Origin of the sequence: Microcystis sp. M165S2 (assembly GCF_020245885.1) — a bacterium.
In the GTDB taxonomy this organism is placed as follows: domain Bacteria; phylum Cyanobacteriota; class Cyanobacteriia; order Cyanobacteriales; family Microcystaceae; genus Microcystis.
The window spans coordinates 1-12,750 of sequence record NZ_JADBTZ010000185.1 but is presented as its reverse complement, the minus strand read 5'-3'; the positions used below and the strand labels follow the sequence as shown (position 1 = coordinate 12,750).

The following is a 12,750-nucleotide window of genomic DNA, read 5'->3' as shown; positions in this document are numbered from 1 at the left end:
GATACATTGGTACTAAGGAGAGAAGATGCAAGGGTTTTGAGTAATTTTAGCAGATTCAGGGGCACCTGAGCGACTCTCAATCTAGCTAAAAGCCTTTTCCTGTAAGGTTTTTAGCTTTATTCAGCAAACCCTAATTAACAAGTTTCTCGATAAGCTGGGGGGTTTATCCCCTCTTTTTTTTCTGTATCTCTGTTGCTTTAAATTGGCAAACCTCTTGCTATAGTAGGGGGCAGATAGGAGCAGGAAAATTCTTATATATTTTCCTTCCAGATGGGAATCGTTACTTAGCTTCAAATTGGGCTTGTTTACGAAGTAATTCCCCGATGGTTAAATTGGGTTGAGGTCTGCCATCAAAAACCGTTCCTACCTCAAATTTTTGCAACTGTACCCGTGCCAAATGATAGGCCTCATCCGGTAGAGGAATATAACCAATACTATCTAATAAATCAGGAACTCGATCGAGATAATATTTGACAAATTTCTCTAAAGCGGGATTCTCTTGGGCTTTTTGGGCATTAACATAAATAAACAAAGGACGAGATAAAGGCTGATATTTACTATCCTCTACATTGCTGCGAGTTGGTTCGATACCGTTAACTTTCAAAGCTTTTAATTTATCCCGATTTTGTTCATAGTAAGCATGACCAAAATATCCCAAAGCGTTGGGATCTTGACTGACGGCATTAACTAAAGCTTGGTCATCTTCACTAAAATTAAAGTCCCCACGACTGGCATCTTTGCCGTTAATTACCTCACTGAAAAAATCGTAGGTTCCAGAGTCTTTACCGGGCCCGTGAAGGGTAATCGGTTGGTCAGGCCAAGCGGGATTAATTTGATTCCAACGTTTGATTTTATTCTCGGCCGCTGGTTCCCAAATAGTTCTTAATTCTGTAGTTGAAATATCATCAAGCCAGTTATTTTGGGGATTGACTACCACGGTTAAAGCATCAAATGCGATCGGTAGTTCGATAAATCTTACCTTATTAGCATCACATTCTTTTAATTCTTCCACAGAAATCGGCCGAGAAGCATTATTAATATCGGTTTCTCCCGCACAAAATTTTCTAAAACCGCCGCCGGTTCCTGAAATATTAGTGTCAATTTTAACATCAGCCAAAGCTTTGTTAGGGGTATTAGCTTTAAAATCTTCGAGAACTTTATTGGTAATTGGTGCTACGGTACTCGAACCATCAATTTTAATTGGTTTTAGGTCTTGAGGATTAATATTGGCACAAGCGGGTAAAAGTAGAGCAGTTCCTAGGACAATTGCGACTACTTTGGTCGGACGAGATAGCTGAGTAAAAATTTCTAGCATAGGTGTAAAAAGGACAAAGTAAAAAAGGGGCGCTAGGTGTTTTTTCAGTGACCAGTAAACAGTAATCAGTAATCAGTGAGGGATTTGGGTGTTGGGGAGTTTTTTGCTGTAATCGGTAATCGGTGAACTGAAAACTCACATCTGATAACTGATAACTGATAACTGATAACTGATAACTGATAACTGATTCAAGGCTGGGGGATGATGGCTAAAAACCTTAATATTTTCTTTGTTGTTTTTACGTCGCTATAATGGTAAGGAAAGAGACAACCCCTATCTAGACATGAAAAGTTAGCGGCTTTACCTGCGACTTAAAACTAATGTTCAGTCAAAATAAATAGTAAAAGAAGTTGAGATTTTTGTCTAGTTATCGAGAAAATTTTTCTTGACAATACATTATATTTTTTTTATTCACTTCTTAACCTATTCTTTACCAAGCTGTGGTAACTTTTAGCGTAAGATTTAAGGCAGTTTACGGATCAAAATTAATCCTCATCCTATGCTCAACAAAAACAGAACCCATTTACTAACAGCCTTATCCATAGCGACTTTAACAGCGACTTTAACCGCTTGTGGGGGCGGTGATACGGCAGGAACTAGCGGAGAGGGAAGCAATAGAATCTCCCAAGTCCCTCTACAAGGAGAGGTCGCCCTCAATGGTGCGGGAGCTTCTTTTCCTGCACCCCTATATCAAAACTGGTTTGTCACCATCAATCAACTATTTTCTAAACTGCTAATTAACTATCAATCTACCGGTAGCGGGGCGGGAGTCGAACAATTTATTCAAGGTACGATCGATTTTGGCGCTTCCGATGTAGCCATGAGTGACGAAGATATGGCCAGAGTTAGCCGCGGGGTTTTACTGCTACCGATGACGGCGGGAAGCATCGTTATGGCTTATAATTTGCCCGGAGTAGAAGGGCTGAAACTAAGTAGGGAAGCCTATGTAGGCATCTTTTTAGGCACGATTACCCGTTGGAACGATGCCAAAATTGCCGCCGATAACCCCGATTTAAAACTACCCGATCAAGAAATTACCGTAGTTCACCGGGCAGACGGTAGCGGAACAACGGGAGTTTTTACCAAGTTTTTAAGCGCCGTTAGTCCCGAATGGAAAAAAAGCATCGGGGACGGAAAAGCCGTACAATGGCCGACCAAAAAAGGTAAATTTCTCGGCGGTAGAGGCAATGAAGGCGTAACTGCCCTAATTCAACAAAATCAAGGCTCGATCGGCTATATCGAGTATGGTTTCGCTAAAAATAATAACCTGCCCATGGCCGCCCTGCAAAATCAGGCGGGTAAATTTGTCAATCCCGATGAAACCAACGCCGCTGCAACCTTAGCCACGGTGGAATTACCCGAAAATCTGCGGGCTTTTATCGTTGATCCCCCGGGGGAAAATTCCTATCCCATTGTCACCTACACTTGGATGTTGGTTTATAAAAAATACAACGATCCCCAAAAAGCTTTAGCTATGGAGGCGATGATCGAATTTGGACTCAATCAGGGACAAGAACAAGCCGGTCCCCTTGGTTATATTCCCCTACCGAAAAACGTCCGGGAACGAGTAGCCGCCGCCGCCGATGTCATCTATCCTGATTACACAATCAAGGTGGATTAGTCGCCGAAAAAATGTATTCAAAGTTACAATAATAGTGTAGAAAAGTCAATTTCGACCTTAGCTACCTCAAACTAGCTGGATTTAAACCCTAATCATGAGTGCGCCTACAGTTTCACCCGACTCAACTTTTAAAGAACGTCCAGAATCGGAAAAAATCCTCGATAAAGGCTTTGTTGGATTAACTACCGCCTTTGCCATCGCTATTGGGGTAATTTTGCTCCTAATTGCCCTAGTTATTTTTATTCGGGCTTTACCAGCGATTCAAACCTTTGGTCTGGGATTTTTGACCAGTAGCGCTTGGAATCCCGTGCGCGGTCGGGAAGAATTCGGAGTTCTGCCCGTTATCTACGGAACTCTCGTTAGTTCTCTGATTGCCCTCCTGATTGCTGTTCCCCTCGGTATCGGTTCAGCCATTTTTTTAAGCGAAGATTTTATTCCCTTAAATGCGCGGACAATTTTAGTTTTTCTCGTACAACTCTTGGCCGCTATTCCCAGTGTTGTTTACGGATTGTGGGGTATTTTTGTACTGATTCCTATACTCAGACCCCCGGGCAACTGGTTAAATGCTAATTTTAGTTGGATTCCTCTGTTTAGCACCCCCTTGGGCGGGCCAGGTATGTTACCGGCGGGGGTAATTTTATCGATTATGATCCTGCCGATTATTATCGCTATCTCTCGTGACTCTTTGGCCGCTTTACCGCCGGACTTGCGGCAAGCTTCCCTAGGTTTGGGAGCCACCCGTTGGGAAACGATTTTTCGGGTATTAATTCCTGCCGCTTTTTCCGGGATTGTCGGGGGGATTATGTTAGCTTTAGGGCGGGCTTTAGGGGAAACAATGGCAGTAACGATGATTATCGGCAATTCTAACCGCATTAGTGCCTCTATTCTCGCCCCCGCTAACACGATCGCTTCCTTATTGGCTAACCAATTCGCCGAAGCATCGGGAATGCAAGTATCAGCTTTAATGTATGCGGGTTTTGTTCTCTTGGTTTTGACCCTAGTAGTCAATATCTTCGCAGAATTAATCGTTAATCGCGTCAAAGCTAAGTATTAAGCCATCGGTCGTCAGTTATCAGTTATCAGTTTTGAGTTTTAAGTGAGCAGTATGTATGGATCTTCTCGACTTTGTTTGATAATTTTTGCTTATGGAATCGTGAAATGCTTACTAGGCGACACTTTTAGGACTATTTTGCGGAAAAAACTATCAGTATAGACCTCGTTTCCACACAGAAACCAGAAAAGCCTATGTATTAAGTGATCATCATCAAATGGCAGTTTACTGCTGTCTTTTCACTTTTCACTGTTTACTGTTTACTAATCACTGATTACTGTTCACTGATAACTGATAACTGATATGGATAGTGCGAATTTAGGCAATAATCTCAAAAAGAAACCGAGTAGTCCTCGATCGCTATTGGGGACAATTATGACCGTTCTCTCGGCTTTATGTTTAGCTGTCACCGTGATTCCCCTTTTTGCCGTCCTAGGCTTCGTTTTTGTGCAAGGGGTGGGTCGTTTAAACGCTAATCTCTTTACTAAATTACCACCACCGCCGGGGTTAGGAGGAGGCGGCATCGCTAATGCCATTTTAGGCACAATTATCGTCGTTGCCCTCGCTACAGCGATCGCAGTTCCCATCGGCGTTTTAGCGGCGGTTTATCTCTCGGAATTTAGCGGTGATAACAAACTTGCCCAGGGTGTGCGCTTTGCTACCAACGTTTTAGCGGGCGTTCCCTCGATTATTGTCGGGGTTTTCGCCTTCGGTTTGTTAGTTGCGCCCTTATTTGGCGAAGGAACAGCCCTTTTAGGCTTTTCTGCCCTTGCCGGTTCGATCGGTTTAGCGGTGTTAATGTTACCGACTATTATTAGAACCACCGATGAGGCTTTAAAAATCGTTCCCCAAGACATCCGCTGGGCAGCCATGGGTTTAGGGGCCTATAACTACCAAACTGTCCTAAAAATCGTCCTTCCTGCCGCAGTTCCCGCTATTTTAACCGGTGTGACTCTGGCGATCGCTAGGGCAGCCGGGGAAACCGCCTCCTTAATTTTTACGGCATTATTCTCTAACTTTTGGCCTCGAGGTGTCTTTGAACCGATTGCCACCCTTTCGGTCTTAGTTTTCAACTTTGCTACGGCCCCTTTTGCCCCTCAACAGCAATTAGCTTGGGCAGGTGCTTTAATTCTGGTGCTTTTGGTGTTGGTAACTAACATTTTATCCCGTTTAGCCACGCGCCAGAAAACCTATTAAGTAAAGTAAAAAGTGAAAAGCAAAAAGGGATATTTAAGTAAAAATCTACCTATCTTTCTGATTCCTAAATTAGCCAAATTCAAGGTAAACAATTTATGCTAACTAACTCTAACACCCATTCTACAGGAACCGTTTTAAAGGTCGATAAGGCTGATATTTACTATGGTAATTATCGGGCAGTACGAGACGTTTCGATCGATATTCCCAAAAATAAAGTCACCGCTTTTATCGGACCCTCTGGCTGCGGAAAAAGTACCATTCTCAGGTGTTTTAATCGTCTCAATGATTTAATTCACGGTTTTCGTATTGACGGCAAAGTTTTTTATCATAACCAGGATATTTACTCTCAAGAGGTGGATCCTGTCGAAGTAAGAAAATGTATCGGTATGGTGTTCCAGCGCCCTAATCCTTTCCCCAAATCCATCTATGATAATGTGGTTTACGGATCGCGATTAAATGGTTATAAAGGCGATTTAGATGAATTAGTAGAAAAATCCTTGCGTCGGGCAGCTCTCTGGGAAGAAGTAAAAGATAAACTGAAAGAAAGCGGTTTTTCCCTATCGGGGGGACAACAACAAAGATTATGTATTGCTCGCGCTATTGCCGCTCAACCAGAAGTATTATTAATGGATGAACCCTGTTCGGCACTCGATCCGATTTCAACTTTAAAAGTTGAGGAATTAATGCACGAGTTAAAAGAACGTTATACAATTATTATTGTTACTCACAATATGCAACAAGCTACTAGAGTAGCAGATTTAACGGCTTTTTATAACGCTGAAGCCACCGATAAAGGTGGCAAAATTGGTTATCTAGTCGAGTTTGATCATACGGACAAAATCTTCGGTGATCCTCAAGAACAAGCAACTAAAGATTATGTTAGTGGACGTTTTGGCTAAATCAGTTATCAGTTATCAGTTATCAGATGTGAGTTTTCAGTGAACAGTATGAAGTGGCAAGTTGGCAGTTTTCTTTTCACTGATTACTGATTACTGTTTACTGGTCACTGAAAAAAAAACACCCATCTTCTTTTTCCTTTGAAAATTATGTATAGTACAGATGTTGTTACCGATGCGGTTTTGAGAACCAAAAACTTAAATGTTTACTACGGTTCTAATCTCGCTGTTCGTGATGTTAACCTTGATATTCCTGAGAAAAAAGCGATCGCTTTTATCGGTCCCTCTGGCTGCGGAAAAAGTACGGTTTTGCGCTGTTTTAATCGCATGAATGATCTGGTTAAAAGTGCCAAAATTGAGGGAAAAGTTACCTTTCGCGGTCAAGATATTTATGGTAATTCCGTTAATCCTATCGGGTTACGCAGTCGTATTGGTATGGTTTTTCAGAAACCGAATCCTTTTCCTAAATCTATCTATGAAAATATCGCTTTTGGGGCGCGCTTAAATGGTTACATCGGTGATATGGATCAATTAGTGGAGGAATCTTTAAAAAAAGCCGTTCTCTGGGATGATGTTAAAGATAAACTCAAAGAAAGTGGTTTAGCTTTATCGGGGGGACAACAACAAAGGTTATGTATTGCCCGCGCTATTGCGGTTAAACCAGAAGTTGTTTTAATGGATGAACCCTGTGCGGCACTCGATCCAATTTCTACTCTAAAAATTGAGGAATTAATTCACGAATTAAAAACCCAATATACTATAGTTATTGTTACTCATAATATGCAACAAGCGTCACGGGTTTCTGATTTAACGGCTTTTTATAATGCCGAACCGACCCCAAAAGGCGGTAAAGTGGGTTATTTAGTGGAATATGATCGCACGGAGGTAATCTTTCAAAATCCCGCTCAAGAGTCCACTAGAGATTATGTTAGTGGTCGTTTCGGTTAAAGGATTAATAATTAATCGTTATTCACGACCCTGGGATAGATTAATTTTTTCCCCAGGGAATGATTGAAAAATGATTAACTTAACTGATTGCGAAAACGTTTGGCGCTAATAGTTAAAAGTATGACAGCGAAACCAATCAGAGCTAATAAACGAATAGCAAAACCAAAGATAAAAAGAGTCATCACAGACAAAATGAAAGCGCGGGCAAGGGTAAATTGACGCAACTAAACTGCACTAATTCCTTAGGACATTGGTAGAGAATTAGTTTCATAAAATTGCCCGATTACGGATAGATTTTGACGGCAGTTTTCGGGAACTTCTCGCCCCCTTTCCATGTCTAAGTCTAAGGCAGTAGCGAGGGTAATATAATCTAACTTTGCTGGTAATTTTCCCCGTTGTTGACCTTCTTCTCTACCTTCTTTTGTTGCTTCTTGATAGACTTTAGTTTGTTTGAGATGGCTAAGACTAAACATGGCTTCTATGCCAACTATGCCAACAAGGTTTTTAGACTTTTTTGCCCTCAAAAAGTGCCGACCCTTGGAGTGATTGGGGGGAAAATTCAGGGACTTTTTCCCTGAAAATTAGGTAATTGACTACCTGAAAATGGGTAAAACCCCACACCCCACACCCCACACCCCAACCCCCAACCCCCACCGAAAAACTTTTTCAGCAAACCCTAATTAAAGTTTGTTAGCAGTTGAGTTGACGTTGAAAAAGTGACTGTTGGTTGTGTTAGGTTTCTTTCCTCAACTCAACCTACAAGAGCAGCGATCGCACTTCCGATTTTATCACTCAATCCTTGACTTTGGGGGGTTCTACCCCCCAAACCCCGAAGCGCATTAGTTTTTCGGTGGGATGCTTACAGACAGATGCTGATATATTTGTAATAATTTAAGAGTCACTGATAATTGCTGATTGTCCGTATTTCTGCAAAGGTGAGATGCAGCCTGGAGAAATCTTTACCTAATCAGATTTTCAGCGGTCGGCATATAATTCATTGTCATGAAAGATGATAAAATCCTCAAAATAAGTAACTTTTTCTGGCAATTTGTCCTGTAGTTAAAACAAACAAAAGAGAGAAATAAATTCTCTCTTCTGCTCATGAAAATTATGCCAATTTTTCGATAACCGAGGGGAAGTTATTCTACTTGTAATTGGCTCTTGTGTCTTTAACCGCCGCCCAAAAAAATAGGGCTGTTAGTGGCACACTTGCAGCTAGAATTAAGCCAGTGGTGGTATTGCCTAAATCCGGTTCTCCCGAACTAATTTCAAAGACACAACCCACACTGGCGATCGCTGCAATACAGGATAATAATAATAAAACGCCGCTTTTCGGGGTCATCTTCACTCCTCACCTAAATTAACTAATGCCTTTATTTTGTCACTTTCTCAACAGGTTTCACCGCTTGCACGGAAAAACCGTGTTTTTTTAATTCTTCATTGAGTGCCAAATCGTTATCTACTCTATCGACGAACATGACACCATTAAGATGATCCATTTCGTGTTGAATTACCCGCGCTAGTAAACCGTTAGCTTGCAGTTTTCGCGGTTTCCCCTGTTCATCTTTATAACTGACTTCGATCGATTGGGGACGGATGACATCTAAAAACACATCGGGAATACTCAAACAACCCTCTTCCGCTTTGCACAATTCCCGACTATAACCGATAATTTGGGGATTAATCAGAATTAGGGGCGTATTTTCGGGTTTATCGGGTTCACAATCGATGACAATCAATTGTTTATTGACTGCCACTTGGGGAGCTGCTAACCCGATACCATTGGAACTATACATAGTTTGCAGCATTTCTCTGGCTAATTGACGAATGCTGTCATCGACTTTAGTAATCCGCTTGGCCGGTTGACGCAAGACTCGATCGCCGAGATAATGCAGTTCTAAAGGGGGTTTTTCTAATTTGCGTTTTTCTACGGTAACAGTGGCGCTCATAAACTTAATTATCGATGGGATGACACACTTTTGATCTTAGTCACTGGCTCTGGAGCAAAAAAGCCCAGACTCTTCATAAAATTTTACACTGATCACAGACAGTTCGTCTATATCAGGGGGTGGGAAGTGGGGAAGTGGAAAGTGGGGAGATTTTTCAGTTATCAGTAAGCAGTTATCAGTAATCAGTGGGGGAGAAGGGAGAAAAAAGCTGATTGTAACCGGCTACTTATTAGTAATTGGTATTCCTAACCATTGACTTAATTCCGCTGCTAACCATTCAATTTCGGGGTTACTCAGATATTCTTTTGTCTTACTGCTAATAGTATATTCTTTAGTCCCCGCCCAAATAGTTAAAGCCATCGGCACATAAACTCGATCGCCATCGCTATCTTTGGTATGATAACTATCAGCTTTCACCAGTTTATTAATATGTTGCCGTGCTATTTTCTTTTTGCCGGGAAGTTGCCAACCAAAAATTCGCTGAATGGCAACAATTTCTTCCCTATCAATAGTGATAATTTCCTCCCCTTTGAGACAATAAATAATCTGGTAAAGCATTCCTAAACCCACAAACCAAAAGGGCAAGGAAAAGAGCAGAAAAAACCAACGCATCCACAGAGGAATAGAAACGGCTCCTCCTGTCCATACTAATAAAAAAGCGTTCCAAGCGATGGCAAAGGCTCCAAGAAAAATTAATTTAGGGGTAAAACCTTCGGGAGGTAAAAATATTTTAATTTTCTCCTCGCTTTTTTGCAACTGTACCCGACTCCCTGCGGGTTTTTCAAGGTTTGAGGCAGTTAATTGCATTTCGTGGAGAGTATTTAAAGCTTGATTGGCTGCCTGTGCTGAAACAAACCTTTTCTCGAGACTAGGTTCAATTAACTGCCCTAACCAATGAACAAAAGCAGGACTTAAATTGGCTAAATTATTTAATTGAATTTTGCCATCTTTTTGGGGTAAATCGGCGGGATGAATGCCTGTAGCTAGATAGATTAAAGTGGCTCCTAAACTGTATAAATCAGAAGCGGCAACGGTGCGACCACCGAATTGTTCGGGGGGCATATAACCGTAGGTTCCGACGATAGTTAAAGTGGCCTGTTCCTGTTGGGCAACAGTCTGGACAGAACCAAAATCAATTAAATAAACATTACCGATACTATGACCCGATCGATCTTTTAGTAAAATATTACTAGGTTTCAAATCCCGGTGGATAATTGGCGGGTTAAGTCCATGGAGATAAATTAAAATACCTAGGATAGATTTAGCTAATTCTTGTAGGTCTGCTTCACTAAATTTGCGACCAGTTTCTATCTGTTCCTTGAGAGATTTAGCCTCGATATAACTCTGAACAAGGGCAAAACCTTGATAGGTATCGGTGCGAACTTCAAAATAGTCGATATATTCAGGAATCGAGCGACAATCTAGATGTTTAAGAGTTTCTGCTTCCCGTTCAAAAAGTTTTAAATCTGTCCATTCAAAATCGGGACTGAAGATTAATAATTTGACGACAACAGTAGTACCCGTTTTTAGATCTTGGGCGAGAAAAGTGCGTCTTCCGGTTTGTTTACCTAACTGACTTTGAATTTGGTATCTATCGCCTAAAATTTGCCCTGGCAGCATACAATATATTCCTAGGATAATCCTACTTCTAGGCTAATCGAGAAATTTCTAAACTGCAAGCTAAGAAAACGGAAGTTTGACCGAATCATGAAAACTTTAGCATCTCCGATGATAACTGCGGCGAAATTCAATTATATCGCCCGTTTTTCGCTAATCCCTGGACTAGGCTGAGGGATGTATTTTTTCAGGTTAAAAGAGAAAATAGGCATCAGAAAAGAAAATTGGCCCATCTCCGTCTGGGAAAATTTAGTACAAGTGTTCAGAATAGCAACTGCGGCGCTGCCATGCAGTCTGAAGGAGTAATTTAGATAGTCAACAGCTGAGGGTACAAGGGAGCAGCCAGTTTAATTCCGATCGAGGTGGAGTTTCCTGATATAGTTTTAAAAGCAGTCGGTTCAAGACAAAAAGACATGGTTACTAGGGGCGAACGAGGAGTAGAAGTGAGGAAAAACGAGAGCTTTTCTCTGGCTTCCTATCTGGAGGAAAAGCGGTTAATTGTCGAGTCAGCTTTAGATAGCTCTTTAGTTATCGGCAATCCTGCCAAAATCTACGAGGCGATGCGCTATTCTCTCCTCGCCGGCGGCAAACGTCTGCGGCCGATTTTATGTCTGGCTACCTGTGAATTGATGGGGGGTTCCCTAGAGATGGCTTTACCCACCGCTTGCGCCCTGGAAATGATTCACACTATGTCATTAATTCATGACGATTTACCCGCCATGGATAACGATGATTACCGACGGGGGAAATTAACCAATCATAAGGTTTTTGGCGAAGATATCGCTATTTTAGCCGGGGATGGTCTCCTGGCCTACGCTTTCGAGTATGTGGCTACCCAGACTCGTAATGTACCTCCCCTACAGATTTTAGAGGTAATTGCCCGTTTAGGTCGCACGGTCGGGGCAGCGGGTTTGGTGGGGGGTCAGGTTTTAGACTTGGAATCCGCAGGAAAACCTGATATTTCGGTGGAAACTCTCGGTTTTATCCATACTCAGAAAACCGGATCCCTGTTGGAGACTTCTGTGGTGTCGGGGGCAGTTTTAGCGGGGGCAAAAGCGGAAGATATAGCTAAATTAGCCCGTTACGCTCAAAATATTGGCTTGGCTTTCCAAATTATCGATGATGTTCTCGATATCACGGCGACAAAGGAGGAATTGGGCAAAACCGCCGGTAAGGATCTACAGGCACAAAAAGCCACCTATCCTAGTCTCTGGGGGATAGAAGGGTCCCGCCAGCAAGCTCAACAGTTAATAGATAGTGCCATCGGTGAATTGAGTGGCTACGATGAGGCCGCTGAACCTTTACGGGCCATCGCCGAGTATATTGTTAATCGTAAAAATTAAATTAAACGAATGAGATTATGCAGGACTTCCAGCAGGTGTTACACAATCAAATACTGCTAGTCTCTCTTTTAGCTTGTTTCACTGCCCAAGGACTAAAAGCGCTGATTGAGTTAATCCGCGATGGTAAGGTGAGTCTGCGCTATCTAGTCTCGTCGGGAGGAATGCCTAGCGCTCACTCGGCGCTGGTGGGGGCCTTGGCTACTGGGGTAGGATTACAGATGGGTTGGTCTAGTCCCGAATTTGCGATCGCAGTGCTTTTTGCGGTTATTGTTATGTATGATGCGGCTGGAGTGCGTCAGGCAGCGGGAAAACAAGCCCGGATTCTCAATCAAATTATCGATGAAATGTTCCAGGAGGGCAAGGAATTTAACGAGGAACGTTTAAAGGAATTAATTGGTCATACTCCTTTTCAAGTGCTGGTCGGTTTAAGCTTAGGTATCGGTATCGCTATGGTGCTGCTCTGTCGTTAATTGAGGTGTTTTCTTCGGTTGAGATAAACTAGATTTAATAACTGAAAATCTGGGGTAATCACTCATGTTACAATCCCTAAAAAAAATTGAAGGCTTTCGCGGTTTTTAAAGTTTTGAGATGGCCAATCTTGGTACACCAATTCAAAACTTTTTTGAAACGCATCAGCAGCAATGCTTGAGATAAAGGAATCAAAGTGGCAGGAATCCACTCAACAAAGTGTTGATAACTGGGTAAATTGGCACAAGCATCGCTCCAGTATTCAGCTACACGGTCTAAATAGGGTCTGCTGAAAAAGTTTTTCGGTGGGGGTTGGGGGTTGGGGGATGGGGGTTGGGGGATGGG

13 protein-coding genes and 1 pseudogene are annotated in these 12,750 nt (G+C 42.2%); 7 read left to right on the top strand and 7 right to left on the bottom strand.

All coding sequences use genetic code 11. From position 1 onward, the window contains the following. Window positions 1–280 precede the first annotated feature (280 nt). Window positions 281–1,315: a PstS family phosphate ABC transporter substrate-binding protein gene (locus IM479_RS09675; RefSeq protein ID WP_287686035.1), complete on the bottom strand. Its 1,035-nt coding sequence runs from the start codon at window positions 1,313–1,315 to the stop codon at window positions 281–283. A 499-nt stretch (window positions 1,316–1,814) separates the two neighbouring features. On the opposite strand from IM479_RS09675, the gene pstS reads away from it, so the two are divergent. The 5 genes from pstS (at window position 1,815) to pstB (IM479_RS09650) (ending at window position 7,028) form a co-directional block, all read left to right on the top strand. Further along, a complete protein-coding gene (pstS, locus tag IM479_RS09670) occupies window positions 1,815–2,936 on the top strand; it encodes a phosphate ABC transporter substrate-binding protein PstS (RefSeq protein WP_287686034.1) in 1,122 nt (373 codons plus the stop codon). 94 nt (window positions 2,937–3,030) lie between these two features. Then, the gene (gene pstC / locus IM479_RS09665; protein WP_287686033.1) at window positions 3,031–3,990 is read left to right on the top strand and encodes a phosphate ABC transporter permease subunit PstC; all 960 of its coding nucleotides are present in this window, start codon (window positions 3,031–3,033) and stop codon (window positions 3,988–3,990) included. A 300-nt stretch (window positions 3,991–4,290) separates the two neighbouring features. Beyond that, window positions 4,291–5,184: a phosphate ABC transporter permease PstA gene (gene pstA, locus IM479_RS09660; protein ID WP_002732684.1), complete on the top strand. Its 894-nt coding sequence runs from the start codon at window positions 4,291–4,293 to the stop codon at window positions 5,182–5,184. 95 nt (window positions 5,185–5,279) lie between these two features. Further along, window positions 5,280–6,083: a phosphate ABC transporter ATP-binding protein PstB gene (pstB, locus tag IM479_RS09655; RefSeq protein ID WP_287686032.1), complete on the top strand. Its 804-nt coding sequence runs from the start codon at window positions 5,280–5,282 to the stop codon at window positions 6,081–6,083. Between the two features lie 147 nt (window positions 6,084–6,230). Continuing rightward, the gene (gene pstB / locus IM479_RS09650) at window positions 6,231–7,028 is read left to right on the top strand and encodes a phosphate ABC transporter ATP-binding protein PstB (RefSeq protein ID WP_008196127.1); all 798 of its coding nucleotides are present in this window, start codon (window positions 6,231–6,233) and stop codon (window positions 7,026–7,028) included. A 74-nt stretch (window positions 7,029–7,102) separates the two neighbouring features. On the opposite strand, the gene IM479_RS09645 is transcribed toward pstB (IM479_RS09650), so the two are convergent. The 5 genes from IM479_RS09645 to IM479_RS09625 form a co-directional block, all read right to left on the bottom strand. Then, the gene (locus IM479_RS09645) at window positions 7,103–7,252 is read right to left on the bottom strand and encodes a hypothetical protein (protein WP_287686031.1); all 150 of its coding nucleotides are present in this window, start codon (window positions 7,250–7,252) and stop codon (window positions 7,103–7,105) included. Window positions 7,253–7,270: 18 nt separating this feature from the next. Beyond that, window positions 7,271–7,501 carry an aspartate aminotransferase gene (locus tag IM479_RS09640; RefSeq protein ID WP_287686030.1) on the bottom strand — a complete coding sequence of 77 codons (231 nt, stop codon included), beginning with the start codon at window positions 7,499–7,501 and terminating at the stop codon, window positions 7,271–7,273. 671 nt (window positions 7,502–8,172) lie between these two features. Next, window positions 8,173–8,370: a hypothetical protein gene (locus IM479_RS09635; protein WP_287686029.1), complete on the bottom strand. Its 198-nt coding sequence runs from the start codon at window positions 8,368–8,370 to the stop codon at window positions 8,173–8,175. Between the two features lie 31 nt (window positions 8,371–8,401). Continuing rightward, the gene (gene def / locus IM479_RS09630; protein ID WP_287076906.1) at window positions 8,402–8,977 is read right to left on the bottom strand and encodes a peptide deformylase; all 576 of its coding nucleotides are present in this window, start codon (window positions 8,975–8,977) and stop codon (window positions 8,402–8,404) included. A 222-nt stretch (window positions 8,978–9,199) separates the two neighbouring features. Continuing rightward, a complete protein-coding gene (locus IM479_RS09625) occupies window positions 9,200–10,597 on the bottom strand; it encodes a serine/threonine protein kinase (RefSeq protein WP_287686028.1) in 1,398 nt (465 codons plus the stop codon). Window positions 10,598–11,007: 410 nt separating this feature from the next. Between IM479_RS09625 and crtE the strand changes: the two genes are divergently transcribed. Both crtE and IM479_RS09615 read left to right on the top strand, forming a co-directional pair. Further along, a complete protein-coding gene (crtE, locus tag IM479_RS09620; protein WP_287686027.1) occupies window positions 11,008–11,937 on the top strand; it encodes a geranylgeranyl diphosphate synthase CrtE in 930 nt (309 codons plus the stop codon). Window positions 11,938–11,954: 17 nt separating this feature from the next. Continuing rightward, complete coding sequence (locus IM479_RS09615; protein WP_287686026.1) at window positions 11,955–12,407, top strand: divergent PAP2 family protein; 453 nt, start codon at window positions 11,955–11,957, stop codon at window positions 12,405–12,407. Window positions 12,408–12,483: 76 nt separating this feature from the next. On the opposite strand, the pseudogene IM479_RS09610 reads toward IM479_RS09615, so the two are convergent. Next, window positions 12,484–12,750: pseudogene (locus IM479_RS09610) on the bottom strand (hypothetical protein); the annotation flags it as partial.

What these genes read in the sequence shown, in the direction of transcription:
- IM479_RS09675 (WP_287686035.1), bottom strand. Translation starts at nt 1,315, where the DNA reads ATGCTAGAAATTTTTACTCAGCTATCTCGTCCGACCAAAGTAGTCGCA.
- pstS (WP_287686034.1), top strand. Translation starts at nt 1,815, where the DNA reads ATGCTCAACAAAAACAGAACCCATTTACTAACAGCCTTATCCATAGCG.
- pstC (WP_287686033.1), top strand. Translation starts at nt 3,031, where the DNA reads ATGAGTGCGCCTACAGTTTCACCCGACTCAACTTTTAAAGAACGTCCA.
- pstA (WP_002732684.1), top strand. Translation starts at nt 4,291, where the DNA reads ATGGATAGTGCGAATTTAGGCAATAATCTCAAAAAGAAACCGAGTAGT.
- pstB (WP_287686032.1), top strand. Translation starts at nt 5,280, where the DNA reads ATGCTAACTAACTCTAACACCCATTCTACAGGAACCGTTTTAAAGGTC.
- pstB (WP_008196127.1), top strand. Translation starts at nt 6,231, where the DNA reads ATGTATAGTACAGATGTTGTTACCGATGCGGTTTTGAGAACCAAAAAC.
- IM479_RS09640 (WP_287686030.1), bottom strand. Translation starts at nt 7,501, where the DNA reads ATGTTTAGTCTTAGCCATCTCAAACAAACTAAAGTCTATCAAGAAGCA.
- IM479_RS09635 (WP_287686029.1), bottom strand. Translation starts at nt 8,370, where the DNA reads ATGACCCCGAAAAGCGGCGTTTTATTATTATTATCCTGTATTGCAGCG.
- def (WP_287076906.1), bottom strand. Translation starts at nt 8,977, where the DNA reads ATGAGCGCCACTGTTACCGTAGAAAAACGCAAATTAGAAAAACCCCCT.
- IM479_RS09625 (WP_287686028.1), bottom strand. Translation starts at nt 10,597, where the DNA reads ATGCTGCCAGGGCAAATTTTAGGCGATAGATACCAAATTCAAAGTCAG.
- crtE (WP_287686027.1), top strand. Translation starts at nt 11,008, where the DNA reads ATGGTTACTAGGGGCGAACGAGGAGTAGAAGTGAGGAAAAACGAGAGC.
- IM479_RS09615 (WP_287686026.1), top strand. Translation starts at nt 11,955, where the DNA reads ATGCAGGACTTCCAGCAGGTGTTACACAATCAAATACTGCTAGTCTCT.